Annotated in this window: 21 protein-coding genes; 17 read left to right on the top strand and 4 right to left on the bottom strand. The window is 43.7% G+C overall.

Features of this window, described 5'->3' with window-relative positions:
• Positions 1-225: 225 nt before the first annotated feature.
• The gene (tgt, locus tag AC1EKB_RS05795; RefSeq protein ID WP_481249093.1) at positions 226-1,569 is read right to left on the bottom strand and encodes a tRNA guanosine(34) transglycosylase Tgt; all 1,344 of its coding nucleotides are present in this window, start codon (positions 1,567-1,569) and stop codon (positions 226-228) included.
• Positions 1,570-1,862: 293 nt separating this feature from the next.
• On the opposite strand from tgt, the gene AC1EKB_RS05790 reads away from it, so the two are divergent.
• On the top strand, positions 1,863-3,704 hold the full coding sequence (locus AC1EKB_RS05790; RefSeq protein WP_481249092.1) for a S1C family serine protease: 1,842 nt from the start codon (positions 1,863-1,865) through the stop codon (positions 3,702-3,704).
• A 9-nt stretch (positions 3,705-3,713) separates the two neighbouring features.
• Positions 3,714-4,424 (top strand): nitroreductase family protein, encoded by a 711-nt coding sequence (locus AC1EKB_RS05785; RefSeq protein WP_481249091.1) that lies wholly within the window; start codon positions 3,714-3,716, stop codon positions 4,422-4,424.
• A 58-nt stretch (positions 4,425-4,482) separates the two neighbouring features.
• On the opposite strand, the gene AC1EKB_RS05780 is transcribed toward AC1EKB_RS05785, so the two are convergent.
• Together AC1EKB_RS05780 and rlmB are read right to left on the bottom strand one after the other, a co-directional pair.
• Positions 4,483-6,252 carry an ABC transporter ATP-binding protein gene (locus AC1EKB_RS05780; RefSeq protein WP_481249117.1) on the bottom strand — a complete coding sequence of 590 codons (1,770 nt, stop codon included), beginning with the start codon at positions 6,250-6,252 and terminating at the stop codon, positions 4,483-4,485.
• 53 nt (positions 6,253-6,305) lie between these two features.
• Positions 6,306-7,301 (bottom strand): 23S rRNA (guanosine(2251)-2'-O)-methyltransferase RlmB, encoded by a 996-nt coding sequence (gene rlmB, locus AC1EKB_RS05775; RefSeq protein WP_004132439.1) that lies wholly within the window; start codon positions 7,299-7,301, stop codon positions 6,306-6,308.
• A 190-nt stretch (positions 7,302-7,491) separates the two neighbouring features.
• Between rlmB and AC1EKB_RS05770 the strand changes: the two genes are divergently transcribed.
• The 14 genes from AC1EKB_RS05770 to AC1EKB_RS05705 all read left to right on the top strand — a co-directional run bounded on the left by AC1EKB_RS05770 (position 7,492) and on the right by AC1EKB_RS05705 (position 24,798).
• Positions 7,492-10,449, top strand: coding sequence for a cation-translocating P-type ATPase (locus AC1EKB_RS05770; protein WP_481249090.1), 2,958 nt, complete (start codon positions 7,492-7,494; stop codon positions 10,447-10,449).
• 222 nt (positions 10,450-10,671) lie between these two features.
• Positions 10,672-11,253, top strand: coding sequence for a dCTP deaminase (gene dcd, locus AC1EKB_RS05765; protein ID WP_004131288.1), 582 nt, complete (start codon positions 10,672-10,674; stop codon positions 11,251-11,253).
• 284 nt (positions 11,254-11,537) lie between these two features.
• A complete protein-coding gene (locus AC1EKB_RS05760) occupies positions 11,538-12,401 on the top strand; it encodes an alpha/beta hydrolase (RefSeq protein ID WP_481249089.1) in 864 nt (287 codons plus the stop codon).
• Positions 12,398-12,862, top strand: a complete 465-nt coding sequence (locus AC1EKB_RS05755) for a nucleoside deaminase (protein ID WP_481249088.1) — start codon at positions 12,398-12,400, stop codon at positions 12,860-12,862. Before AC1EKB_RS05760 ends, AC1EKB_RS05755 begins: the two co-directional genes overlap by 4 nt.
• Before the next feature lie 572 nt (positions 12,863-13,434).
• The gene (locus AC1EKB_RS05750; RefSeq protein ID WP_004113891.1) at positions 13,435-14,445 is read left to right on the top strand and encodes a LacI family DNA-binding transcriptional regulator; all 1,011 of its coding nucleotides are present in this window, start codon (positions 13,435-13,437) and stop codon (positions 14,443-14,445) included.
• A 262-nt stretch (positions 14,446-14,707) separates the two neighbouring features.
• Entirely contained in the window at positions 14,708-16,201 is a 1,494-nt protein-coding gene (locus tag AC1EKB_RS05745) for a sugar ABC transporter ATP-binding protein (RefSeq protein WP_415693924.1), read from the top strand.
• 162 nt (positions 16,202-16,363) lie between these two features.
• Positions 16,364-17,365 carry an ABC transporter permease gene (locus tag AC1EKB_RS05740; RefSeq protein WP_004123899.1) on the top strand — a complete coding sequence of 334 codons (1,002 nt, stop codon included), beginning with the start codon at positions 16,364-16,366 and terminating at the stop codon, positions 17,363-17,365.
• 294 nt (positions 17,366-17,659) lie between these two features.
• A complete protein-coding gene (locus AC1EKB_RS05735; RefSeq protein WP_481249116.1) occupies positions 17,660-18,598 on the top strand; it encodes a D-ribose ABC transporter substrate-binding protein in 939 nt (312 codons plus the stop codon).
• Positions 18,599-19,067: 469 nt separating this feature from the next.
• Positions 19,068-19,463, top strand: a complete 396-nt coding sequence (gene rbsD / locus AC1EKB_RS05730) for a D-ribose pyranase (protein ID WP_415693925.1) — start codon at positions 19,068-19,070, stop codon at positions 19,461-19,463.
• 66 nt (positions 19,464-19,529) lie between these two features.
• A complete protein-coding gene (locus AC1EKB_RS05725; protein ID WP_481249087.1) occupies positions 19,530-20,594 on the top strand; it encodes a ribokinase in 1,065 nt (354 codons plus the stop codon).
• Positions 20,595-20,921: 327 nt separating this feature from the next.
• A complete protein-coding gene (locus AC1EKB_RS05720) occupies positions 20,922-21,890 on the top strand; it encodes a ketopantoate reductase family protein (RefSeq protein ID WP_481249086.1) in 969 nt (322 codons plus the stop codon).
• A 201-nt stretch (positions 21,891-22,091) separates the two neighbouring features.
• Entirely contained in the window at positions 22,092-22,403 is a 312-nt protein-coding gene (locus AC1EKB_RS05715; RefSeq protein WP_481249085.1) for a prevent-host-death family protein, read from the top strand.
• Positions 22,393-22,773: a type II toxin-antitoxin system YafQ family toxin gene (locus tag AC1EKB_RS05710; protein ID WP_415693929.1), complete on the top strand. Its 381-nt coding sequence runs from the start codon at positions 22,393-22,395 to the stop codon at positions 22,771-22,773. Before AC1EKB_RS05715 ends, AC1EKB_RS05710 begins: the two co-directional genes overlap by 11 nt.
• 63 nt (positions 22,774-22,836) lie before the next feature.
• A complete protein-coding gene (locus AC1EKB_RS05705) occupies positions 22,837-24,798 on the top strand; it encodes an alpha-glucosidase (RefSeq protein WP_481249084.1) in 1,962 nt (653 codons plus the stop codon).
• On the opposite strand, the gene AC1EKB_RS05700 is transcribed toward AC1EKB_RS05705, so the two are convergent.
• The gene (locus tag AC1EKB_RS05700) at positions 24,785-25,567 is read right to left on the bottom strand and encodes an SIR2 family NAD-dependent protein deacylase (protein ID WP_481249083.1); all 783 of its coding nucleotides are present in this window, start codon (positions 25,565-25,567) and stop codon (positions 24,785-24,787) included. The two genes, AC1EKB_RS05705 and AC1EKB_RS05700, sit on opposite strands and share 14 nt — an antisense overlap.
• Before the next feature lie 224 nt (positions 25,568-25,791).
• On the opposite strand from AC1EKB_RS05700, the gene AC1EKB_RS05695 reads away from it, so the two are divergent.
• Positions 25,792-25,938 carry a hypothetical protein gene (locus AC1EKB_RS05695; RefSeq protein WP_481249082.1) on the top strand — a complete coding sequence of 49 codons (147 nt, stop codon included), beginning with the start codon at positions 25,792-25,794 and terminating at the stop codon, positions 25,936-25,938.
• Positions 25,939-26,049 lie beyond the last annotated feature (111 nt).

Genomic DNA, 26,049 nt, shown 5'->3' with positions numbered 1-26,049 from the left:
TTTAGCAAATACACTTCTAGTGTGTTGGCACAAATTTGCTCAAATGGCGTCACCAAGTGTGGTAGAGATTCGAGATTTTTCGCACTGAATGAGATGTTTCGTTCGCGCGGTATAAGCGCGCTATGTCGCTCGCGCAGATTAGCTGCGCTCACGTCTTCGCAGCGCAGAAGCAGTGCTTCTGCCTTGAGCTGCTCAGCGAATCGAAGTGCATTCGCGCGCTACGCTTTAAGCGCTCATGCAAGTCGATTCGCGCAATCCATTTTCGTAGTAGTGCGCAAGCGACTCGTCGCGGAAGTCTTCAAAATATCCGCCGTCAATCGACGCGCGAATGTCGTCTAGAAGCTTAACAAAGAATCGCTCGTTGTGAATAGTAGCAAGCGTATATCCGTTCATCTCTTTAGCTCGCAGCAAATGGCTAACATACATGCGCGAATAATGCGTGCAAGTGTAGCAATCGCAGCCTGCTTCGAGCGGCCCCTGGTCGTGCTTAAATTCCGCGCGCTTTACGTTGTATCGCCCATGGCGAGTAAAAATCGCGCCGTTTCTGCCGCATCGCGCAGGTGCCACACAATCAAAAGTATCGCCGCCGTTTTCTACGCAAGCAAAAATGTCGTCAACTGCCGCGATTCCAAGCACGTGGCGAGGGCGATTTTCTGGCATGGCATCGCAAATCCAAGCGCAAGTATCTCCAATAATGCGCTTTTCGATTGCGCCGCCGATTCCAACGCCGTCAAAGTCGAGCGAAGCAATTTGCTCTGCCGCATGCCTACGCAAATCCTCGTAATTCGCGCCCTGAACAACGCCATACAACGCCTGATATGGCTTTCCCAATCGCGTCTCGGTTAATCGCTTGTGTTCTGCAACGCATCGCTTGGCCCATCGGAAGGTGCGCTCAACGGATTCTTCTTGGTAGCGGCGAGTGTTCATAAGTGTTGTAAGCTCGTCGAAAGCAAACATAATATCTGCGCCAAGCTTGTGCTGAATTCCCATTGAGATTTCTGCGCTGAATCGGTGAATCGAGCCGTTTAGAGGAGACTTAAAAGTAACGCCATCTTCGTCAACGAATGCCATGCGCTCTTTGCCAGCTGCGATTACGTCGTCGGACTTCATGCCAGTAACGTCCATTGCAAGCGTCTTTTTGAATCCTGCACCAAGCGAAAGCACTTGGAATCCGCCAGAATCCGTAAAAGTTGGGCCATCCCAGTTCATAAACTTTGCAAGACCGCCGGCTTCGTCTAAAATGTCTTCGCCAGGGCGTTCATATAAATGGAATGCGTTAGAAAGCATGCATTGGCCGCCCAAGTCTTTGATTGATTCTGGCAGCACGGCCTTCATTGCGCCTTGTGTTGCAACTGGCACAAACGCAGGCGTGTGAATATCGCCATGAGGCGTGTGAATCACGCCAGTGCGGCCGTATCTGGCTCCGTCTTTTCCCTTGCCATCTGCTGCATTTTCTAAACGTGTTTTTGTTGTAAACGAGAATTCGCTGCGATCTCCTGGCTTACCAGGCTCTGCTCCGCGTGGGTGTTCAATAAGATTAGTCATACCTTTTACTCTATTAGAAGGCATGACGATACGCGTAGAAGTTGCGGCATTGCGCGCGGAAAAGTCGCAAGCAGCCGTTCGTTAAATTTTACGTGTTTTTATAATTTTTATAAAAATAGTTAGCTAATTTATGGGTTATATATGGTATTTATACGGCATTTATACTGCTAAATATTCAGGTAATTTTAAGAGCGGCACGATTAACTCGTATTGTAAACGCAAAATTTTGTAAAAATTGCATATTAATTGCATATTAACTTGTATGAATTTGTGTAATCAGATTAGAGTATTCTTTGTAAAAGATTTAAGGAGGATTAATGGCTGACGATATTTACGATTCTAAAGCCTACGATTCTAGTGAAGAGCAAAACGGCAATGCTTCACAAAGCCAATCGGAGCCAACGAGTGCGCAGGAAAATCATGTGGAGCCAGAGCAGATTTATAGACCAGCTCCCGAATACGGAGCGTATGGTCCTGTAGATGCTGGCGATGCTAATAGTGATGCAAATAAAAATAGCGGTGATTCTAATAATTCTGGCGAATCGTTGCAAAATCAAGAGCAAAGTGGCGCGAGTGGTGCAAGTGTAGCGAATGGCGCAAATAGCCGTGATTATGAGAATTCAGAATATGGCAACGATTTAGATAACCCATTTTTGCCATATGGCGATCCATATAATGCAAATGGAGAGCAAAAGCAAACTAGATTCGGCAATCCTTACGATTTGAGCGATGACAATAGCGCGGATAATAGCGCGGAAAGTCAGCCTGCTGAAGCTTCAAATCAAGCTTCAAATCAATCGCCAAGCCAAAATCCAAATGTGGTTTATAAAAAGCGCGGATTTAAGGCGGAGTCTAAAGAAAACTCAACAATAATGGTGGCAATTGTGTCGTCCATTATTTCTGCAATTGTGTGCGTTGTTGTAATGGCGTTTGTTCTTACTCAAGGCTTGATCCCTATTCCAGGCGCGGGAACACTTGCAGATGTGGGTGCGCAAAGTCCTTCAAAAGGAACAGCCGTAATAAAAGGCGGTCAGGCTCCAGATTGGCGCTCGGTTGCTAAAAACGTTTCTGGCGGAGTTGTGTCTATTCAGGCGCGCAATGACAAGAATATGAGCAAAGGCTCTGGCGCAATAATCGACAAGCAAGGTCATGTTGTTACAAACAACCACGTTATTGCTGGCATGCAACAGCTTCAAGTAACGCTTTCTAACGGTCAGATTTACAAGGCTAAGCTTGTTGGAACAGATAAAACTACTGATTTGGCTGTTCTTAAAGTAGACGGTTTGCCTAGCAGCGTAAAGCCAGTTGATTTTGCGGATTCGGACGCGCTCGCGGTTGGCCAGCCTGTAATGGCAATCGGAAATCCACTTGGATATGACGATACTGCTACAACGGGTATTGTATCTGCGCTTAATCGACCAGTTTCTGTTATGGACGATCAAAGTCGTTCGGAAATCGTTACAAATGCTGTGCAAATTGATGCAGCAATCAATCCTGGTAATTCGGGCGGCCCAACTTTCGACGCTTCTGGAAAAGTGATTGGTATTAACTCGTCTATTGCTGCAACTTCTGCAAGAGGTGGCACAGCAGGCTCTATTGGAATCGGCTTTGCTATTCCTTCTAACCTTGTTAAGCGCGTAGTAAACGAAATCATTAAGAACGGTTCCGTAAAGCACGTTGCTCTTGGAATCATGGTTAAAAGCGTAAATGTAACGCAAAATAACATTACGCGTGGCGGCGCTCAAGTGGCCTCTGTAACTCCTGGTGCTCCTGCTGCAAAAGGTGGAATGCGTGCTGGAGATACAATCGTAGCGTTTAATGGCAAGTCTGTTACAAGCAACTACTCGCTGCTTGGATTTGTGCGCGCTACCGCTTTGGGAGATAAAGCAACAATAACGGTTGTTCGCGGTAATGGAACTGTAAATCTAACAGTCAAGTTTAACCAAGAAGAAGCTGCGGTTAATGGAGCAACTCGTCAAGATCCTCGCTCGCTAAGAAAGCGCAGCAACAAGAAGCCTGATCCTTCCGATAAGAAGAGCCAGAATGGCAATGGCGGCGATTCTTCGGATGATGACGACGACACTTTGGATCAGCTTCCTAGAGGCGGAGACGACGATTCCGACGACGGTGGCATTTTTGACCCATTCGGTTTTTGGTAAACTGATACCATGACTTACAAAGATTTTAGCCAACTTGCATCGGAGCGGTTTTCTACACGCGACTTTTTGAACAAGCCGATTGAGCAAAACGTTTTAGAGTCAATATTGCACACTGCTTCTCTTGCGCCAAGCTGGAGCAACACAAGAGCTTATGCGCTTGCGATTGCGCAAGGCAGCAAAAAAGACAACATTGTAAAAGCTTATTTAGATAAGTGCAATGCAATGCTTAAAGCAAAAGATAAGAGCTTGAGTGAATCTGAGCGTGCTCAGTTTGCTCAAGAGTCAGCGCCTAATGGCGACGTTCCTGTTGCAAAGCCGTACCCAAGCGACTTAAAGCAGCGAAGCGCTAAACTCGGTCTAGCGTTATATTCGCATTTAGGAATCGAAAGGCACGATTTTGCAGCCAGGAACGCCCATACGCGCAGGAATTTCGAGGCTTTTGGAGCGCCCGTTATTGGCTTTGTTTTAGCTAGGCGCGATTTTATGCCATTTGCTGCAATGGACGCTGGCCTTATGCTGCAAACGCTGTTTCTTGCTGCTAAAGATTTAGGTGTTGACTCTTGCCCGCTTGGTGTTTTGGCAACTTGGCGGAGCCCATTGGATGCGGAGTTTGAAATTCCAGAAAACATGGAGCTTTTAACTGGATTTGCGCTTGGGTATGCTAGCGATTCGCATACGAACGAGTTTAGAGCCGAGCATCCAAAGATTGAGCTGCTGTAGCTGTTGTTTAGCTGTTGCTAAGTTTATTGCTTAGTGATTGCTAAACAACCGCTTTTGCTTATTTTATGTTCGATTTTCGCTCGTAAATAGTGGCAGTGCTTTCCCAAACAAGAGCTTTCCAAGACGTTTTAACGTTGGAAACAGTGTGCGCGTTGTAGTGCGAAATGTTGTAGTTTAATGCCAAGAAGTAGTACCACGGCTGGCTGGATTCGCTAACAAAGAACTTTGGCTCGCCCTTTGCGGCGCACGCTGCCAACTCTTTTTCTTGCTGACTTGCAGACGAGCTTTCGTTTGTTATAAAAGTCTTGTTTTTGTAGGCACAATCTATAAGATTCTTAGAAAAATAAGGGTTTGCACCTATTAAAAGCCATGAATATTGGTGAGTGTCGATTTCTTCGTGCGAAATAACGTTCCCACTTTCGTCAACTTGCTCGTAATTGTGGAGCCAAGATGCTACAAAACGCTTATTTTGCAAGTGGTTTCTAGATATGTATTGCGCTACGGCTCTAGAAGGCGAATAGTCAAACAGAATGTCGTTTACGCAAGCGAACGCGTTCCAAATTAGGCTTGGTGCAAGAATTATTGAAATTAGCAAGTTGATTTTCAAAGCTTTGTTTTTTATAAATCTAGATTTAGTAGGAGCGATTTTAACAAAAATCGCAGGAATATCGTTTCTGCTAAGAGGCTCTTTAATGTGACTTATCCAAAGCACAGCTAGCAAAAATACAAAGATTAGGCCTGCGTGGTGAAGCGTAAAATAGCGAACAGCTACGATTGTAAGAACAAGATAAGGGATTACAAGAACTACAAGAAGTTTTCTGCGCTTGGTTATTCTAATTGCAAATGCCCAAATCGCAAGGCTAAAAATCGTGCATATTGCAATTGGCAAAAAGTCAAAAGGCATTCTTCGCATTGAAATATCGCCATAAAAGCTTGTAAATATGCTTTCGGAAGGCATTACAAATATAAAAGCGAAGCATTTTGCGATTGTTGAATTGCCATCAATCGTTGCGCGAGTGGCGAACGCGTTTTTTGCTGGCCATGCAAGAGCAAGGTTTGCAACGCCAAAAATGGCGATTAATCCCCAAGATATAAGTCGTGCCCAATTTGATGCGACTGACGGTATAATTGTTGCCTTAATCGCGTGAAAAATGGCACTAAAATTAAGAGTTTTATTGCGAGTTTTGCTAAGATCTTCGTTAAGACCTTCGTTAAGGTTTTCGTTAATATTCTTGCTAAAAACTCGCCAAATCCAAGCAATCGTAAATCCTGCAGCAAACGCAATTCCGTATACGCTAAGCAAGCACATAAACATAAGACTAATCGCCAGTTTCCAAGCACTAGAAGTCTTAGAATCCGCGTTATTCCAATAATGTGCCGCTACTAGCAAGCTTAAGCAAAGCAAAGCGTACGGTCTTGAAGTAACTCCGTACTGGAAGCAAGCAAAATAAGTAAAGGGAATAAGAAAAGTTGCAAGGCTGCTTGCGCGCTTAAAAGGCGATTTAAAAATAAGCCACGCACCAAGTAGGCTTGCGCAAATCAGCTGGATTCCCTTAATTCCTAGCTCGTACGGAACGCCACTTTTAGCTGCAATCGCAAGTAAAAGATTCCAAAAAGGAGGGTGACCCTCGTAATGCGGTCTAACGCTAAAAATGCTTGCGATTGGCGAATCGCGCGCAATCAGCCAGCTTTGAGCTTCGTCGAACCAAGGTTCGTGGAAACACATTACGATTGCAATAATCGCAATGTATAAAACAAAAGCCAAAAGCAGTGCCAATGTGCGCGCGTTATGTGAGCTTTGTAGATTGCGTAGCTTTAAAATCCGCATTCGCATTACCGTTAACTCTTAAATCCGCAATACTCTTAATAGCAATACAATTGCTAATTTTGACTTAAAGCGGCAAGCCTACGCGCATTAGCAACAGCATACAAGCTGATTCCAGCTGCAACGGATGCGTTAAGCGATTCAACAGCGCTAGAGATTGGGATTCCAGCAATAGCATCGCAAGCTTCACGCGTTAGGCGACTCATGCCCTTGCCTTCGCTTCCAAGCACTACAACAAGCGGATCGGTTTCAAAACCGGTTTCGCCAACAAGCTTGTCTCCGCCGCCATCCAGGCCAATTGCGTACCATCCGCGCTCGCGCAAACCTTGAATCGCCTTGTTTAAGTTCACAACGCGAGCAACAGGCAAGTGCGCCGCTGCTCCTGCAGAAACCTTCCAAGCGGCAGCTGTAACAGATGCGCTCCTGCGCTCAGGTAAAATTACGCCATTTGCTCCAAAAGCGGCTGCGGATCGAATAACAGCACCAAGATTTTGCGGATCGGTAACTCCGTCTAGCGCTATAAACAACGGTCGCGCGTTAATGCGAGCGGATGCAGAATCCGCTGCCTCCATAGCTCGAGCCTTCTTTTCTGCGCGGTCAACAAGCTCTTGCAGCGAATAGTATTGATAAGGCTGCACTTTTAATATAATGCCTTGATGATTAGTGCTGTGAGCAATGCGATCCATCTCTAGGCGATCCGCCTCCAAAAGTCGCAAGCCTTGCATGCCAGCAAGCTTAACGATTTCGCGCGTGCGATCGTCGTGCTCAATGCGATTTGCCACATAAAGCTGCGTGCTAGGAACGCCTACGCGCAAAGCTTCAAGAGCTGCATTTCGCCCAATTACCAACTCGTCGCTATCTGTGCCCAACTTATCTACTCTGCGTCTAGCTGCCAAACGCGGATCTGCAAACGTGCGCTTAATCGCAGCCTTTTTAGCAAAATAAGCCTTATGGTAAACGCGGTCTTCTGCCTTAGGAGTAGGCCCTTTGCCGCGTAATGCATTACGATGTTTTCCACCCGACCCCTTGGTCGGTCCTTTTTTCATAGCCATATTCTTATTTTCACATGCCCCCGAGGCATTAGTATTTGGCGCTTTATGTGGCATAATAGAACGGTACTTAATTATTGCAAATTATTGTTATTGCAATAATCCACAACCGCGCAATAATCAAGATTTTGAGTCAACTTTGCGTAAAAATTTTGATTATTGACTACTCCGCGGCGCTCCCAAGGGGGAAAATATGGTTGATCAAAGCGATCAATCCAAAGATCCGTCATTACAAGACGTGCAAAATGTTGCAAATTCGCTTAATGTAAACGTTTCTACGGGTTTAAGTAGTGATGAGGCAGCTAAAAGGCTTGCGCAATTTGGTCCGAACGTTTTAGCTAGCGCTCCTAAAACACCAGCGTGGAAGAGATTCCTAGAACAGTTTAAAGATCCGCTTGTTTACTTGCTTATAGCTGCTACTATTATTTCCGCAATCGCATGGTTTGTTGAGCGCGCACAACATGGTGGCGAAAGTGGCGGCGAAGTTCTGCCGTTTGACTCAATAGTTATAATCGTGATTCTTATAGCAAACGCAGTTTTGGGCTATATTCAAGAGTCGCGTGCGCAAGAAGCAGTTGAAGCGCTGGCAAAAATGAGCGCTCCGCAAACGTCTGTTCTTAGAGATGGGCGAGTTATGCGCATAGATACGGCGGATGTTGTGCCTGGAGATATTTTGGTTCTTGGCGAAGGCGATGCTGTTTCTGCAGATGCAAGGCTTATTGCAGCCGCTTCTTTGCGCGTTGCAGAAGCAAGCCTTACGGGCGAATCTGTTGCTGTTAGCAAGCGTCCAGAGACTCTAGCTTCGCCAAAATCTTTGGCAGACCGCACAAACATGGTGTTTAATGGCACTGCTGTAACGCAGGGCACTGGTCGCGCAATCGTCACGTCTACTGGCATGAAAACTCAGGTTGGAAAAATCGCGGATATGCTTTCTAGTGCGCAAGAAGAAGCCACTCCTCTCGAGAAAGAGATGGTTCGCGTATCTAAGGTTCTTGGAATCGCAGTGTGTATTATTGCAGCCGTTGTGCTTGCGTCTATGTGGGCGCTTGAAGGATTCCGCACCATTGAAGATGTTATAGATTCTTTGCTTCTTTCTGTTTCTCTTGCTGTTGCTGCTGTTCCAGAAGGCTTGGCTGCTATTTTAACGGTTGTTCTTGCTTTGGGCGTTCAGCGCATGGTAAAGCATCATGCTGTTGTTAAAAAGCTTTCGTCTGTAGAAACGCTTGGCTCCGCATCTGTTATTTGCTCCGACAAAACTGGTACTTTAACTCGAAACGAGATGACTGTTGAGCGTGTTATAACGCCTAGTGGCCAAGTGCAGCTTACGGGTAGTGGGTATAAGCCAGAGGGACGAATGGTTTTGCTTGATTCTTTAGATGCGGATTTGGCAGTTCCTCCAGCTCTAGCTACAGAGGTGATTGGTGCGCTCGGATCTGGGTACTTGGCAAACGATGGCGACTTGCACCATAATGAATCGTCTGACGCATGGCAGCCAGTTGGCGACCCTACCGAGGTTTCGCTTATTGTTGCGGCGCGCAAAACCAAGGCAGACAAGCGTTACGCGCATCTTAGTCGCGTTGCGGAAGTGACATTTACTTCTGAGCGCAAACGCATGTCTGTTGTTGTTAAAGATGGCTCGGATTCTGGAAATCTTATTGTTTGTGCTAAAGGCGCTCCAGATGTTTTGCTTTCTTATTGCACGCGAATCGCAGTGGCTGGCGCTGTTCGTCCGCTTACAGACGGCGATCGCGAAGAGATTCTTGCAAACGTGGAAAAGCTCTCTGGCGAAGCATATCGCACGCTTGCAATGGCGTATAGGCCGCTTGGCGTAGATAGTTTAGCTAAAGTTGACGGCATGGTTTCTAATGCTGCAGGCCAAATCGCAGATGTTGCCGAACAAAGCGATGTTTTGGAATCTGATTTGATTTGGAACGGCATGGTTGCGATTATTGATCCTCCTAGAATCGAAGTTCGAGATAGCGTTGCTCAAGCGCATCGTGCTGGAATCCGAACTGTTATGATTACTGGCGATCATCCACTTACTGCCGCTCGAATCGCTCGCGACCTTGGCATTATTGGAAAAGATGAGCATGCGCTTACAGGCGATGAGCTTGACGAGTTGCTTTCTAGGGATGACGACAACATTGCTTTCGACGATGCGATTAGCAAAGTGAGCGTGTACGCGCGCGTTGCTCCAGAACACAAGCTTGCGATTGTTTCCTCGCTTCAAAGGCAAGGCAATATTGTTGCTATGACTGGCGATGGCGTAAACGATGCTCCTGCTGTAAAGTCGGCAGATATTGGCGTTGCAATGGGCATTACGGGTACGGAAGTCACAAAGGAATCTGCCAAGATGATTTTGGCAGATGACAACTTCTCTACAATCGTCGCAGCTGTTAAAGAAGGACGCGGAATTTTCGACAATATTCGTAAATTCTTGAGATATTTGCTTAGTTCCAACGTGGGCGAAGTGTTTACCGTGTTTGGCGGCGTTGTTTTCGCTGGCGCTTTGGGAATTACGCAGCCAAACTCTGTAGGCGTTACGCTGCCTCTTCTTGCAACTCAATTGCTTTGGATTAATTTGCTTACGGACGCAGCTCCTGCGCTCGCAATGGGCGTTGATCCGCAAACGGATGATGTTATGAATAGGCGTCCGCGAAGACTTACGGATAGCGTTATCGATAAGCCAATGTGGGGAGACATTGTGTTTATTGGCGTGATTATGGCAGCTATAACGCTGATTGGCATGGATATGCATTTGGCTGGCGGATTGTTTACAGACCGCTCCACAACTGTTTTAACTCATGCAGCTCAAATGACTCACGCGCGCACAATGGGCTTCACTATTCTTGTGTTTGCTCAAATGCTTAATGCTTTGGCTTCTCGCTCGCATTTGCAAAGCGTGTTTGTTGGCTTGTTTGCAAATCGTTGGCTTTGGGGTGCAATCGCAGTTTCCGTAGTGTTGCAGCTTGCTGTAATTTATATACCATTCCTTAATGGCCCATTTGGCACAGTTCCGCTCGACTTTATGGAGTGGGTGGAGTGCCTTGGGCTTTCAATGGTTGTGCTTATTGCTTCGGAGTTAAGAAAGTGCGTTTTGCGATTTATTGCTAAACGCAAAGCTGCTTCCTCTGTTGCAATGTCTGCTTAATGGAACTTAATGGAATTTAATGGAATAAGTGCATTATAGCGATTAGTAAATGCGCGGTACAGTACGTGGTTTTATTACATTACCTATGTTTCTGTACCGCGTTTTTGTATGTTTCATAATATTTTGTGTAATGTTTTTCGACCGCGGCACGCGCTACACTTGGCATATAAGTGTGTTTAAGTGTTTATTTTACGCGGTTTTATAGCAAGGAGATTTGACGTTATGCTGTTGTCTGATCGCGACATTCTCAAAGCTCATGACGAGGGTCATATTGATTTGACTCCATGGACCCCACAAATGGTGCAGCCTGCGTCGATTGATGTGCGGCTCGACCGATTCTTCCGATTGTTCAATAATCACGCTTACACATACGTGGATCCTGCAGAAAATCAAGGCGAGCTTACTGAGCAATTTGCGGTTGCGCCTGATGAGCCTTGGATTTTGCATCCTGGCGAGTTTGCGCTTGGCTCCACTTGGGAGTATGTGAAGTTAGATTCAACGATTGCTGCGCGCTTAGAAGGTAAAAGCTCGCTTGGTCGTCTTGGAATTTTAACTCATTCCACGGCTGGCTTTATTGACCCAGGTTTTGAAGGCCACATTACTTTGGAGCTTTCAAACGTTAGCACTCTGCCAGTTAAATTGTGGCCAGGCATGAAGATTGGCCAAATGTGCTTCTTCCAGCTAAGCTCTCCATGCGAAAATCCTTACGGTTCTTCTGTTAACGGATCTCACTATCAAGGTCAGCGCGGCCCAACGCCGTCTAGGTCTTACGAGAACTTCTATCGCGCAAATTTGGAAGATTAGTCTTGATTAAGATTTGATTAGTCTTGATTTTTAAGAAAAATCAGGGGAAAAGTAGAAAACTTTCAGCAAGTTATCAGCTAACGCACTATAAGCGCTAAGGATTGTGTGTTTTCATAATATTAGTGAAAAACTTAAAAGGTAATTCACGAAAGCTTATTCATATTTTTTCCTTAAATTTAGACCCCAGTCCAAGCGGCTGGGGTTAAATTTTTATGCAGCGTTTGCGAGTTTAGTGTGGCCTTCGCGCGTTTATAAATGCCAAAGCTGTGCCGTATGCTGTAGTTATGACTAATCATAACGGTGTGATCTCTAGCGAGTTCGATAACAGCGAGTTTAACAATAGTGATTTTGGCGGTGGCGATTTTGGCGGTGGCAATGGCAGCAACGCCAATAATGGCGATTTTGGCAGCGAAGATAGCGCTGATGGCGCATCGAATGGTCTTCATGTTGGCCGCGAATCTAGTGTTGTTCCAGGCAGATTCGGCGAAGATTTGCATGTAAGCGTTGCTAAGTATTCTCGAGGCGAAGCAGCTGCGTATGCCACAAGGCCGCTTCTTTTGCTGTTGCACGGATGGGGATCGAACGAGGATGATTTGCTTGATTTAATGCGCGTTGTGGCTCCTTATAACGATGCGATTTCTTTGCGTGCTCCACTTCGCTTGGCTCAAGGCGCTTACAGTTGGTTCCATGATGCTGTGCCTAACGGAGACGACTTAGACCGAGATATGTATGCTGCGGCTGCTGCGATTGATGAGTGGGTTGCGGCGAATATTCCAGAAGACCGCGCTGTTGTTCCATTCGGTTTTTCGCAAGGTGCGGCTCTTGCTGTTCATATTCTTAGGCTTAATCCAGATCGCTACCGCGCATCCGTTGCGCTTTCTGGCTTTGTAGCTCCTAATGCTGCTAAAGATATTTCTCTTAACGACGACGTTCTTGCAGATCTTAATACGCCTGTTTTCTTTGGCTACGGCTTGGATGACGCTGTTATTGCTCCTTACGAGTTTTCGGCAGCTGCAGCGTGGCTTGAGGAGCATACCTGGCTGGAAGAGAAGCGTTACCGCGGACTTGACCACGCAGTTCACATGGAAGAACTTGGCGATATTCGCTCTTGGCTTGCGTTGCACAATATTTCTTCGGGGTTAATGTGACTTTCGGCGTGCGCGAATATGTTCCACTCATGCAAGAGGCATTGCAACTTGCTAAGCGCGCTTACTATTGCGGAGAAGTTCCAGTTGGCGCTGTTGTTGTAGATGGTTCTGGTGCGATTATTGGCCGCGGCTCTAATCTTCGCGAGCAAGACTCAGACCCTCTTTCTCACGCAGAAATTCTTGCTATTAGGCAGGCGGCAGCATTCCGCAAGTCTTGGAATCTTAGCGATTGCACGCTTGTTGTTACTTTGGAACCTTGCCCAATGTGCGCTGGCGCGATTTTACAAACGCATATTAGTCGCGTTGTTTTTGGCGCATGGGATTCAAAACTTGGCGCATGCGGATCTGTTTGGGATATTTTACGAGACGCTCATATTGGTTCACATCCGCAAGTTTTTGGCTCCGTTTGTGAATCGCAGTGTGTTCAGATTCTAAGCGATTTTTTTAAGAATTGCAGGTAGATTTTTAAGAGTAGATTTTTGAGAGTAGATCTTAAGAGTAAATCTTAAGAGTAGATCTTTAATAATCGCAGGTAGGTTTGATTTACTCAAGTCTTTTCTAGCAGTTTTTCTAGCTTTGTTTAGTCTTGTTTAATATAGCCTAGTTTCGTCTTCTTTTATTGTGTCTTATTTAATCTTATCTACTCGTATTTTTATATTATTTCATTTTACTAATAATTATTTTAATAATATAAATTTCTTAGTGTTTTTATCTTGCAATTGCGCTTTCTAAATGTTATAGTTGCGGTAACGTTACCGCACAAGGCTTGCTACGGAAGCGAGAAGAGTGTGAAAACGTTATCTCATAGGTGACTTTGGTCAGCGCTGATGAAGCTACTTAGTGAGATTGAGGTTAGTAAAAATATCGTATGCATAGATGCATAGTGTGATTCTCTCAAAAGAGAGGAGTATATGGAAAAACGTAATTTAGAATATAGAATACAAGAGAAAATCAGAGCATATAAATTGCAATGTAAATAATCTTAAATGCTGTACTTGTATAGTTTTGTATAGTGTTACCGATGGGAGGTGTTATGACGTATATTACGATTCGCGATGTTGCACAACATGCTGGAATATCAGTGTCAACTGTGTCTCGCGCATTAAACAACACGGGTCGCATATCGGCAAACACCAAGGCAAAAGTTGAGCGTGCGGTTGCTCAATTAGGTTATATCCCAGATTCGCGCGCGCAAGCAATGCGATCGTTACGCACAAAAACAGTAGGACTGCTTGTGCCAGACATTCGTAACGCATATTTTGCTGAACTCGCTTACACTGTTCAAGACTCATTGTTTGAGGCAGGCTATTGTGCATTTATAGGAACATCATCTGAAAGTGCATCTCGTCAAGATTCATTTATAACCAGTATTCTTTCGCAACGTATTGATGGGGCGATTATAGTTCCTCAAGGTGAAGTTACTGAAGCTATGAGAAAGCTGATTGAGCAGCGACTCCCTATGCTGTTTATGGATCGCCACGTAGAACCGCAAGCAGGCGGCTTAGAACACGTGCCAGTAGTTGATTCAGACCCAACAAAGGGCATTCGTGATGCGCTGTTAGATGTTCTGCAACATGGTTTTCACTCAGTTGGCTATATTTCTGGCCCAATTATTGCTTCGCCCTCGTTGCAAGAACGTGAGCAAGCATTTAGAACCGTGGCTTCAGAGATATTTGGCGAAGAGCATGTATTCGTAGAATCAACAGGATTTGACCAGTCGTCGTGTGCAAGCGTAATGCATCGCATGATTAATGTTGGAGTGAAAGCTCTTATTATTGGCTATTCGCCAGATGCGTTGCGAGTAATGCAAGTGATGGCTCAAGAAGGATTAGTAATAGGCAAAGATATATCATTGATTTCTTTCGATGATGTAGAAGTGTTTCGCCTAGCAACTCCACGTATTTCTGTGATTTCACAGCAAGTTCAACGTATTGGCCACATAAGTGCTGCACTGTTTTTAGATATGCTTGAGAATAATGGTGACGTTAAATCGCAGCGTGTAGAAACTGTGTATATCCCTCGCGAATCGCTAGGGCGAGCATAGATTCGTAAAAAGCTGCAAAATATCGTCATTATTTAATGGTTTATCTATCGGTATTTCAACTGATTATTGCACTGTAACTTTGTTGTACGTGTATTAATTGTTTGAGTGAACATTGTTCGTACTCTGTACTCTGCACATTGTACTTAATGTTGTATTCGCAATTTGCAAGTCAATATAAACGTAATTAAACAAACAATAACTTGACGTAATCAATGGTAATTTCGCGATCGCATTGTTGCTATAGCGAAGGAAGAGGCTAAACATGACGGAGCTGTCATTAGTAGGAGTATCGAAAATATTCGGTAATTCTACTGTAGTTGACAATGTGTCAGTAAAAGTAAAGCCAGGTGAAGTTCATGTTCTACTTGGTGAAAATGGTGCTGGCAAGTCAACTGTTATTAAAATGATGAGTGGCATTTATCAGCCAGATAAAGGTCATATTGAGATTAACGGCAAAACGGTGCGTATTCCTAATGTAGATGTTGCGCGCAAATTAGGTATTGCTGTAATACACCAAGAGTTAAATTTAGTGCCTGAACTTTCCATTATGGAAAATCTGTTTCTTGGCATGCTACCAACCAAAGCTGGTTTTGTTGATCGTGCAACTATGCGATCTAAAGCAAAAGAGGCATTGCAAGTTATTGGCTTAGAAGAAGATGTAGATAAGCCAATGGGAGATCTGGGAGTGGCTCGTCAGCAAATGGTAGAAATTGCTAAAGCGCTTATGCAACATGCATCTATTCTTATTCTTGACGAACCAACGGCAGCACTTACAAAGCGTGAGTGTGAACAATTATTCAGCATTATTGCAGATTTGAAATCTAAAAATGTTGGAATGGTATTTATTTCTCACCATTTGGACGAGATTGCGCGAGTTGGAGATGTAGTAACCGTACTTCGAGATGGAAAATACGTTGACACTGTTAGCGCAGATGTTCCAGAAAAAGAACTTGTAAGGTTAATGGTTGGACGCGATATAACTAATCAGTTCCCACATGGAAACAGGCATCAAGGCAAGGAATTGCTAAAAGTAGAAGGATTAACGCGAAAAGGTGCTATTGAGGATGTGTCTTTTAGCGTTCATGCTGGAGAAGTCGTTGGACTTGCAGGCTTAGTTGGTGCTGGTAGGACTGAGGTTCTTCGTGCAATATTTGGAGCGGATACTTACGATTCTGGATCTGTTACTGTAGACGGAAAAGTGATTCCTAAAGCAAATATTGCTGGCAGCATTGCTGCAGGTCTTGGATTAGTGCCAGAAGATCGTCGCGTGCAAGGCCTTATTTTGGAAGCATCTGTTGCAGATAATCTTGGAATCTCTACGTTAATTCCTACATCTCATGCTGGTTTTGCAGATTTGAAAGGTCAGCGTGCGCATGAAGAAGAAACCGCAGAGAAATTGCGCATTCGCATGGCAAATATTGATCAGCTTGCTGGTTCACTTTCTGGTGGAAATCAGCAAAAAATCGTATTTGGCAAGTGGTCTATGGCAAACGTAAAAGTGCTGCTTTTGGATGAGCCTACTCGTGGCGTTGATGTTGGCGCTCGCGTTGAAATCTATGAGCTTATTAACAATATCGTTGAAAACGGTGGAGCAGTACTTATGGCTTCGTCAGATTTACCTGAAGTTCTAGGAATGTCTGATCGTATTCTCGTAATGTCAAACGGCAAGATCAGTGGAGAGCTTGCTGCAAGCGAGGCTACGCAGGAAAAGGTTATGGAACTTGCCGTAACGCATCTTAGTGAATCAGATAAATAGGAATAAATAACAATAAATAACAATAAACAACATGGCGTGAAGTCATATTGAAAAATTAAAAATTGAAAGATTACTTGTAAAACGTAAAACTTGCGTTCTGCAGTTTGTAAAGCGCAAATAGGTGCTGTGAACTGTTGGAAACTCGTTAAAGGAGTATTTGTTATGGGTGCTACAAAGAGCGAAAAATCTCACCGTTTAGGGTATGGTGCAGACGACAAAGGCTTTTTGCCAACGTTAAAAAAGTTTGCATCTCGTAATGGTGCACTTATTGGTTTGATTATTTTGTGTGCAGCGCTTTCTTGCGCTACGCCTGCATTTTTAACAAGTGTAAATATTCTCAACGTTGGAATTCAAGCGGCTACGGTAGCAATTTTGGCATTTGGCCAAACTTTCGTAATCGTTTCCGCTGGAATTGATTTGTCGGTTGGTGCAGTTGCTGCAATTTCTAGCATGCTTGTTGCCTACACTGGCGCTTCTATGGGCTTGCCTCCAATATTGACTATTATTATTGGCATTGCTACAGGTGCAGTTTTTGGCTTAATTTCTGGCGTTGCTAATGCTTTTCTTAAGTTGCCGTCATTTATTGCCACATTGGCAATGATGTCTGTTGCTCGTGGACTTACGCTGGTCGTTTCAGATGGTCGTCCTATTTCCACTTCGGGCATGGTGAATTTCTTCGGAGCAACAATATGCGGAATCCCTATGCCAATAGTAATGATGATTATTATGGGCGTTATTTCCGCAATAATCTTGAACTTCACTACTACAGGTCGTTCAATGTATGCTGTTGGCGGAAATATGGAAGCATCTCGTCTTTCTGGCATAAACATTCATAAAACTCAAATTATGGTGTTTATTCTTTCTGGCGTTTTTGCTGCTGTAGCTGGTTTGGTGATTGCAGGGCGTTTGCATTCTGCTCAGCCTCAAGCAGCTACTGGTTACGAGATGGATGCTATAGCGTCTGTGGTTATTGGTGGCGCATCGCTTTCTGGTGGCAAAGGTAAGATTTCAGGCACATTCGTAGGCGCAATACTTTTGGCTGTGATTCGTAATGGCTTGAACATTTTGAACGTTTCTTCCTTCTGGCAGCAAGTTGTTATTGGCTTGGTGATTGCGTTTGCTGTAAGCCTCGATACTTTGCGACGCAAGGAAGATACTCACTGAAATAAGGCATATTAATAGGCCTATTAATAATCCGCAAAAACTTGATCTTCTTGCTTAGAAGGGGGGTGTTCATAAAAGGTATTGATTTAATGGTGGCAAGCAATCAATGCCTAAATGTAGCAAAAAATATAATAAGAAATCTAACAAAAATCTAATAAAAATAATTTAAATTATAACTGAAAACAATTTAACAATATGGTAAATAAATGGCAAAAACATCAGCCTTATTTATGCAAATAATGTTTTAAATATTGTGAATTTGCGATTAATAAGGCAATAGTCAAAGGAGATATGATGAATTATCTAGTTATGCGCCGTGGTATGAAGATCGCTTGTGCTGTTGCAGCAGCATCGGCTCTTGTTTTCAGCATGAGTGCGTGTGGAAACGCAAGCTCTAGCGACAAGGTTGCGCTGTTGGTATCTACGCTAAATAACCCGTTCTTTGTGGATTTGCGTGATGGTGCACAAGCGGAAGCCAAGAAGCTGGGCGTTGATTTACAGGTTTCGGATGCTCAGAACGATTCTTCTAAGCAGCAAGATCAGGCTCAAAACGCACAATCTCAAGGTGCTAAAGCAGTTATTATAAATCCTGTGGATTCCGATGCTGCTGGTCCAGCTGTTGCGCCACTTCTTAGCTCTGGTATGCCTGTGATTTCTGTGGATCGTTCCGTAACTGGCGAAAAAGTTACTTCTCACATTGCTTCCGATAACGTGGCTGGAGGTGCTCAAGCAGCCGATGCGCTCGCTAAGAGCATGGGAGAAAAAGGCGAAGTCCTGATTTTGCAAGGCATTCCAGGTGCTGCTTCTACACGAGATCGTGGTAAAGGTTTTAAGGATCGCATTAAGAAGTATCCAAATATTAAGGTTGTTGCAGAGCAGACTGCTAACTTTGATCGTGCTGAGGCGTTGAACGTTGCAACCAACTTGTTGCAATCTCACCCGAATGCAGCTGGCATTTACGCAGAGAATGACGAGATGGCATTAGGTGCAATCCAGTCATTAGGTGCTAAAGCTGGTAAAGATGTTAAGGTAGTTGGCTTCGATGGTACTGCCGATGGTATGAAGGCAATTAAGGCTGGAACAATGGCTGGTACTATTGCTCAGCAACCAAAGGAGCTTGGACGTTCTGCCGTTGCTGCAGCTGTAAAAGCCATTAAGAAGCAAACTGTTCCAAAGACTGAACCAATTACTGTGAAAACAGTTACAGCAAAGAATGTAGCTGATTTCGAGTAATAGTAAATCAAATAGTACAAAAAGTAGTACAAAAAAGTGATAAACCAAATAGTGTGAAAAGTGTACAAAAAGTAGTACAACATTTATGGCGTTGAAATCGTTGACTTGTATACTAAGCGTAACAATTAATACGATTTTATTGTATATGCAACGTGTATGTTGTCATCGTTTTCAACGCCGCACTATTTGTGGTTTTTAATATCACGTTATTTTTGATGCATTATTTTGGATGCGTTATTTTTGGATGCACTATTTTGGTCATATTATTTTTGATGCATTATTTGATACATTATTTGTAAATATATAAAAGTAAATATTTAAAATAAAGTAAATACAAATAAGTAGATATTTAGTCTTACATCAATCATTACAGCAAGCATTTAAGCTTGATGAGCATTTGCTATTATGCGATTATCACTGTTGATAGTCACTAACGCAAAGTAAAAATTTAATATCATAAGGAGAAAAAATGTTAACTCATGGCATCTTGAACTCGCAATTAGCGGCTGCTCTTGCAAAGCTTAGGCATAAGGATCAATTTGTTATTTCTGATTGCGGATTACCTGTTCCGCAAGGCGTAGAAGTAATAGATTTAGCTTTAGTATTTGGGATTCCGCGATTTAGCGATGTGCTGAATGCAATCAAAGATGATTTGGTACTTGAATCAGGCATAATGGCTAAAGAAGCGTGCAATAAAAAGCCAGAAGAGTGGGTAAAAGAATCCTTAGGTGTGCCACTAACGTATGTTCCGCACGATGGCGATGAAGGTTTTAAAGCTTTAGTTTCACAAGCAAAATTTGTGATTCGTACAGGCGAAACTACGCCATATTCCAACGTTTTGTTGCGTTGTGGTGTTCCTTTCTAATTTCTAAATTGTAGGTTCTTTTATTAAATTTTAATATTAAAGATTAGTTGCTAATTTAGGAGAAAAATGCATTGTTATAGTAGGCTTGATTCATTAAGTGGATTGGAAAATATTGCGTCGCTTCGCTTAAACGATTTAAAAGTTACGCAAGAGAATATGCAAGAATCGCATAAAGCAGATTCAAACGCTATTGCAATAGTCGGCTCTATGAACGCGGATTACACTATTGTGGCGGATCGTCTTCCTAATCCAGGAGAAACCATTAATGGAAACGAGATTCGCGTATTGCCAGGCGGAAAATCTGGCAACCAAGCTGTATCGGCTGCAAAACTAGGTGCCAACGTTAAAATGTTTGGCGCAGTTGGCAACGATTCCAATGCTGATTTTCTCCTAAATTCTTTGCAATCTTCTGGAGTCGATACAACTTGTGTTCGTCGCGTAGAAAATAAAAAGAGCGGCGCAACGGTGATTACTGTAGATGCTCATAGCGGTGAAAACACTATTGTGTATGCTCCAGGTTCTAATTCTTTAGTCGATTGTGAGTATATTCAATCGCCATTAGTAAAATCCGCTCTTACTAGCGCAAAAGTTCTTGGCCTTTGTTTAGAAAGTCCTTTAAAAACTGTAACTATGTGCGCGCAACTAGCGCATGAAAACGGCGTAAAAGTGCTTCTTAACGATTCGCCATTTTTAAACAAGTTGCCTAAAGATTTGATTGATTCTGCAGATATTTTGCTTGTTAACGAGCATGAGATGGCGCAACTTTTGAATATTGAAGAGCCAGAAGATGGCGATTGGTGTTCTTTTGATTGGAATCATGTAGCTCACGCTATGCATGATTTTGGATTTGATGAATCTGTAGTTACGCTTGGCTCTAAAGGCTCTGTAGTGTTGGATTATTCCAAGGAAGATTGCGTATGCATGATTTCCCCTCAGCGCGTTAAAGCTGTTGACACAACTGGCTGCGGTGATGCTTTTATGGGCACAATACTAGCTTGTTTGTCTGTAGATATGCGATTAGACGAAGCTGCTGCGCTAGCGTCTTATGTTTCTGCGTATGCAGCTACTGGTTTTGGCGCTCAAGCTTCTTATGGCACTGTTGAACAAATTCGTCAATTCTTTAATGCTTAAGTGACTGAGTTGTAGGTGATTGTGCTGTAGGTGTTTACGTTGTAGGTGCTTGCGATATACGCATATTCGTGAGCATTAATTATGTGAGCATTATTAGCTTATGTAATCATTATTAATTGATAATTGCATTTTAAGTAATACAAAATTTTGACATTCTCAAAAAACTGTGTAATATGCTATAAAAACCAAAGAGCAGTTGACTGATTGATTTTCACTCATTCAGTCTTCTGCTTTTTGTTATATTCGTGGTCGCTTACGCGTAATCCATATAAATGAAATCTATGAATTTATGTATGGGCGCCACTTTACCTACAGGGAGGTGTCATTATGAGTGACATGAAATATGCAATGATCGGTTCGGGCGCTATGGGATATCGCTATGGCGTTTTGTTGCAGGAGACGGCCGGTATTCATGTTGATTTCATTGATGCCTGGGATGAAAATGTGAATAAAGTTCGCGAGCAGGGTGGTGTAATGGTGAGTCGTGACCATGAAAATCGTCATCTTGTGCCAATCAATATGTATACTCCAGAAAATTATGACGGCAATCCAGATGTGTGGATTGTGTTTATGAAGCAGATGCAGCTTGCGGAAATGTTGGAGCGATGCAAGCATTTGTTTAAGGATCATCAAGTTGTGTTCGCTGCAATGAACGGTTGGGGTCACTTTGAAAAGCTTCAGCAGTATTTCTCGGATGATCGTATTTACGGCGGTACCGCAATGATTGCAACCGTGCTGAATGGCCCAGGAGACGTTGATTTTATTGGTAAAGTTGGCGTTGGCACAATGAATATGTGCGCGTTGAACGAGCAAGTGAGCAATGTTGAGCTTGCTATGCGTGATGATTTTCAAGCTGCTGGCTTGAATCCTACAATTACGGAAGATTTTAAGGGTACGTGCATGGCGAAGGTAGTTTTTAATTCCGTAGTTAATACTTTGTGCACAATGTATCAGATTCAGATGGGTCAGTTTATTTCGTACCCAGGAGCTATGGATATGGCTCGCCAACTTATTAACGAAGCGTACGATGTGTGCGATCGTGCAGGAATCCGTATGGTTAATACTCGTCAGCAGGAGCTGGAGGCTATTGACTATGTGAGCCGTGTTGCAAATCCTTTGCACTATCCTTCTATGTACCAAGATATGAGTCGCGGTCGCAAAACAGAGGTTGATTATATAAACGGATATATTGCAAAGCTTGGTCGCGAAAATGACTACGCGTGCCGCACTCACGAGTTCTTAACGCACGGAGTTCATTTGGCGGAGCTTGCATTTAAATTGCATAATCAGCAATAATTTAGAGAGTATACCTATAGCTCTTGCAATGAATGAGAAGGAGGCGCGGCTCGCGGTTTTACTGCGGGCCGCTTTTTATATACTTTTAACTATAATATTTACAAGTACAATGACTTTCATATATACTTGTAAAACGCATAGTAAATATACATGTATTGAATATTAATATAGATTATTTGTAGAAAAGTTAAGGCAATTCTCATGGTCACAGTCGCTCCAATAAGCACTATGGTTCCGATTAGTGCTTTTAGTAATGGTAAATCTGCACAGGCTTTTGCCAAGGTAAGTTCTGGTATGCCAGTTACAGTGCTAAAAAATAATCAACCAATGTACTTCATTATTAATCGTGAAGATTTTGAGCATTATCAATCACTCGAGGAACAACTTCAAAAGTATATTGAAGAAGCTATCGAAAATAAAAACAAGGAAGCTCGTAGGCAAGTTCAAAATCGCGAATTTACTCATGAATCACATACTGCTTCCGATATGATGGATTACCTAAATGGTATGTGAAAAGAGACGTCTTCTTACCATTAAGTCATTTGACAATGACTACAAAAAGATTCGTAAAAAGCATATTAACACTGAAGATTTTCTTGCCGTATTTCAGGCTCTCATAGACAATAATCAACAGCTATTAAAGAGTAAATATCGTGATCATGCTCTTACTGGTAGTTGGAAAGGGTACCGTGAGTTGCATGTACAGCCAGATTTACTACTTATTTATTGGGTTGATGGATTGTCTGTTTCTTTAGTGTTGGTAAGAGTAGGGAATCATGATGAATTATTCTCTAATGCTCATACTAATTCTAAAATTATTCGCAAGTATTCTGAGATGGTAAGTAATACTTTAACGTTGCTTGCAAAATCCAAAGATAGTTAAAGTATAGAATTGTAAACGTTGTGAATAATAAAAATAAATAATAAAAATATTAATGGGGTTTATATGACTACTTTTAACAGAGCGAACTTGCCGCAATCCGTGCGCACAAATGGTGCTACGCCAAACCCTTGGTGGGCAAATGCAGTTGTGTATCAGATTTATCCGCGAAGCTTTCAAGACACTAACGGCGACGGCATTGGCGATTTGAAGGGCATTACTTCGCGCCTTGACTATTTGTCGGATTTAGGTGTTGACGTGCTTTGGCTTAGCCCTGTTTACAAGTCTCCACAAGACGATAACGGCTACGATATTTCCGATTATCAAGATATTGATCCACTTTTTGGCACTCTAGAAGATATGGACGATCTTTTGGCACAAGCGCACAAGCGCGGCCTGAAAGTTGTTATGGATCTGGTAGTAAATCACACTTCCGACGAGCACGCTTGGTTCCAGGCTTCAAGAGATGCTTCTAGCGATTACGCGGATTGGTATTGGTGGAGGCCAGCGCGCAAAGGGCATGTGCCTGGAGAGCCAGGTGCGGAGCCAAATAAGTGGGGTTCGTATTTTGGCGGCTCGGCGTGGACGTATGATCCAAAGCGCGGCGAATATTACTTCCATCAGTATTCGCCAAAGCAGCCAGATTTGAATTGGGAAAATCCTGCCGTTCGCGCTGCAGTGTACAAGATGATGAATTGGTGGATGGACCGCGGAATTGACGGCTTCCGCATGGATGTTATTACGCAAATTTCTAAGCGCGTAGATAGCGAAGGGCGTTTGCCAGGTGAGTACGGTTCGCAGATTGAAGATGCGCCAGCAGGCGATGACGGCTACTCTTCTCCGTATTTCTTCTGCTCTGATGGCCCTCGTTTAGACGAGTTTTTGCGCGAGATGCGCGAAGCGGTTTTCAAGGGTCGCGAAGGTTTCTTAACTGTTGGCGAGGCTCCTGGAATTTCCGCGCATCGAAACACTTATATTACAAATCCTTCTAATGGCGAGCTAGACATGCTCTTCTTGTTCGATCAAGTTAATGTTGATTGCGCAAATGGAACTAAGTGGAATCCTATTCCTCTTAAGTTGACGGCATTAAAACGCGCAATGGCAGATCAGCAGCAAGCAGTTAGCGAGGCTGGTTGGGCGAGCCTGTTCTTTAATAATCACGATCAGCCGCGTGCGCTTTCTCGCTGGGGTAGTGAGGCTAGCGATGAGATGCGCGTGCTTTCTGCTAAGGCGATTGCAATGCTTCTTCACATGCATCGCGGCACTCCGTACGTGTATCAGGGTGAAGAAATTGGCATGACAAACGCGCACTTTACGCGTCTTGAGCAGTATCGCGATTTGGAAGCGTTGAATATGTTTAAGCAGCGCGTAGAAGAATCGCATATTCAGTCTGCTGAGTCTATGATGGATGCGCTCGCAAAGCGCGGTCGCGATAATTCTAGAACTCCAATGCAATGGAATGCGTCTAAATATGCAGGATTTATGCCTTTTAACGTTCCGTCGCAAAATAATGCGCAGCCGTGGATTAGTGTGAATCCTAATTATGTAGATATTAACGCTGCTGAGCAAATGGAAGATTCGGATTCCGTTTACTCGTTCTACAAGCGTTTGATTGCGTTGCGCCATTCGCAGCCTGTTGTTTCGGCTGGTTCTTGGAATTTGATTGATGCGGATGACGAGTGTGTTTACGCGTTTATTAGGCAGGTTGAGCAGACTTGTGAAAATGCTAAGGCATGTGAGGCAGATGCGGCAGGTAAGGCAGGTCTTGAGAATGATGTGAATTCTTCAAGTGCGGCTGCTGGCGATTTGCCTTGCGCTTCCGTAAAGAAGTTGCTCGTAATGATAAATATGACGGATTCTTCTGTAGCAATACCTGCTCAAAGTGTCGAATTATTGCGTAATATCGCCTCTAACTGCGTATCGTATGATGATGTGATGATTTCTACGTACAGCGCGGATCATGCTCTTAAATCGCTTAAAAATGGCACGCTTGCGCCGTGGGAGGGAATCGCCGTTAGCTTGCAATAGTTTCGTCTACTAACTTTGGCAGAGCTTTCGCAATATCTTCTCGTATTATGCGCTCTGCCAAATAATCGTATTGCGTAGCGCCCAGGTTCATTATTGTAATCGGCACTCCTGCGCGAGCGGCTAGTGGCACAAGGCTTGCAGCTGGAAACACTTCTAGCGTAGATCCAATAACCCACAGCTCGCTTGCGTGCATAATCGCCTGCGCGCTGCGTTCCATTGCGCCTTCGGGAAGAGCTTCTCCAAAATATACAACGTCCGTTTTTATAAGACCGTTGCAAGGCATATTTCCGCGGTATGGCAGCGCGCGCCTGCAATGTGGGTCTGGGTGTGCGTCTAAGTCGCGCATAATATCCGCAGTTTTATAGCTCGCGTGGCAGCTCATGCAGTGTGATGTTCCAATGCTTCCGTGCAAGTTCACTACAATGTCTGGGCTGTTTCCAGCTTTTTCGTGAAGCGCATCAAAGTTTTGAGTGGCGATTAAGTCCAGCATCCCAGCTTTCTCAAGTTTTACTAGCGACTTATGCGCTGTTCCTGGCTGAGCGTTCCAAACTGGCGACTCTTTTTGCCATCGCCAAGAGTACATGCGTTCTTCTTCGCTGCTTAAAAATGCGTCAATGTCGTATACGCTCATTTGTTCTGGGTGTTTAGTCCAAACTCCATCTGGGCCTCGAAAGTCTGGAATACCCGCGCTTGTAGATATTCCTGCGCCTGTTAACACAACAATATGATGGTGTGTGTTGTTATTGCTGTTTTTCTCGCTATTTCTCATACACCTATATATAGCACGCGCACATGTTGCGTGCATATATGTAGTTGTTTGATTGCGTTGTGTATTTTGTATTTTGCTTATGTTGATTGCGCGACACTCCCGTGTTTTGGTTTTTGGGGGTGTTTTTCTTGTTTTTTTGGATTATTTTTGTTTTGTTTTTGTTGGTGTGTGGTTGCGTGGTGTGTTTTTGCGTGTTTTTATCGTGTTTTCGACACGCCGATGTTTTGGCTTGTTTTCAATGGTTTTGGCTTGTTGGTTTGGGTGTGATTTGCTTTTGGGCTTGCTTTGGTGTAAGTTTATCTCTTGCTGCTCAGCGCGGCTGGTTCTCCTCGGTTGAGGTTGATGAGCCGGCTGGTGTGGTGGTGGTTTGAGAACTCAAGAGCGTGTCTGTACTACTTATTTAGTTAATTATTGCCAGTTCATTGTCAGCCTCACAGATTGTGGGGTGCCTGAGAGATGGTTAAATGATGGTGAGGTTTTTT

Source organism: Gardnerella sialicivorans subsp. sialicivorans (genome assembly GCF_056746795.1).
This window is presented reverse-complemented; position numbering and strand designations above follow the sequence as displayed.

Excerpts from the sequence above, each read along its gene's own strand:
- AC1EKB_RS05760 (WP_481249089.1), top strand. The coding sequence starts at position 11,538 with ATGACTAATCATAACGGTGTGATCTCTAGCGAGTTCGATAACAGCGAG.
- AC1EKB_RS05785 (WP_481249091.1), top strand. The coding sequence starts at position 3,714 with ATGACTTACAAAGATTTTAGCCAACTTGCATCGGAGCGGTTTTCTACA.
- AC1EKB_RS05740 (WP_004123899.1), top strand. The coding sequence starts at position 16,364 with ATGGGTGCTACAAAGAGCGAAAAATCTCACCGTTTAGGGTATGGTGCA.
- AC1EKB_RS05790 (WP_481249092.1), top strand. The coding sequence starts at position 1,863 with ATGGCTGACGATATTTACGATTCTAAAGCCTACGATTCTAGTGAAGAG.
- AC1EKB_RS05715 (WP_481249085.1), top strand. The coding sequence starts at position 22,092 with ATGGTCACAGTCGCTCCAATAAGCACTATGGTTCCGATTAGTGCTTTT.
- rlmB (WP_004132439.1), bottom strand. The coding sequence starts at position 7,301 with ATGGCTATGAAAAAAGGACCGACCAAGGGGTCGGGTGGAAAACATCGT.
- AC1EKB_RS05735 (WP_481249116.1), top strand. The coding sequence starts at position 17,660 with ATGAATTATCTAGTTATGCGCCGTGGTATGAAGATCGCTTGTGCTGTT.
- tgt (WP_481249093.1), bottom strand. The coding sequence starts at position 1,569 with ATGCCTTCTAATAGAGTAAAAGGTATGACTAATCTTATTGAACACCCA.
- AC1EKB_RS05750 (WP_004113891.1), top strand. The coding sequence starts at position 13,435 with ATGACGTATATTACGATTCGCGATGTTGCACAACATGCTGGAATATCA.
- AC1EKB_RS05720 (WP_481249086.1), top strand. The coding sequence starts at position 20,922 with ATGAGTGACATGAAATATGCAATGATCGGTTCGGGCGCTATGGGATAT.
- dcd (WP_004131288.1), top strand. The coding sequence starts at position 10,672 with ATGCTGTTGTCTGATCGCGACATTCTCAAAGCTCATGACGAGGGTCAT.
- AC1EKB_RS05700 (WP_481249083.1), bottom strand. The coding sequence starts at position 25,567 with ATGAGAAATAGCGAGAAAAACAGCAATAACAACACACACCATCATATT.
- AC1EKB_RS05705 (WP_481249084.1), top strand. The coding sequence starts at position 22,837 with ATGACTACTTTTAACAGAGCGAACTTGCCGCAATCCGTGCGCACAAAT.
- AC1EKB_RS05725 (WP_481249087.1), top strand. The coding sequence starts at position 19,530 with ATGCATTGTTATAGTAGGCTTGATTCATTAAGTGGATTGGAAAATATT.
- AC1EKB_RS05770 (WP_481249090.1), top strand. The coding sequence starts at position 7,492 with ATGGTTGATCAAAGCGATCAATCCAAAGATCCGTCATTACAAGACGTG.
- AC1EKB_RS05780 (WP_481249117.1), bottom strand. The coding sequence starts at position 6,252 with ATGCGGATTTTAAAGCTACGCAATCTACAAAGCTCACATAACGCGCGC.
- rbsD (WP_415693925.1), top strand. The coding sequence starts at position 19,068 with ATGTTAACTCATGGCATCTTGAACTCGCAATTAGCGGCTGCTCTTGCA.
- AC1EKB_RS05745 (WP_415693924.1), top strand. The coding sequence starts at position 14,708 with ATGACGGAGCTGTCATTAGTAGGAGTATCGAAAATATTCGGTAATTCT.
- AC1EKB_RS05710 (WP_415693929.1), top strand. The coding sequence starts at position 22,393 with ATGGTATGTGAAAAGAGACGTCTTCTTACCATTAAGTCATTTGACAAT.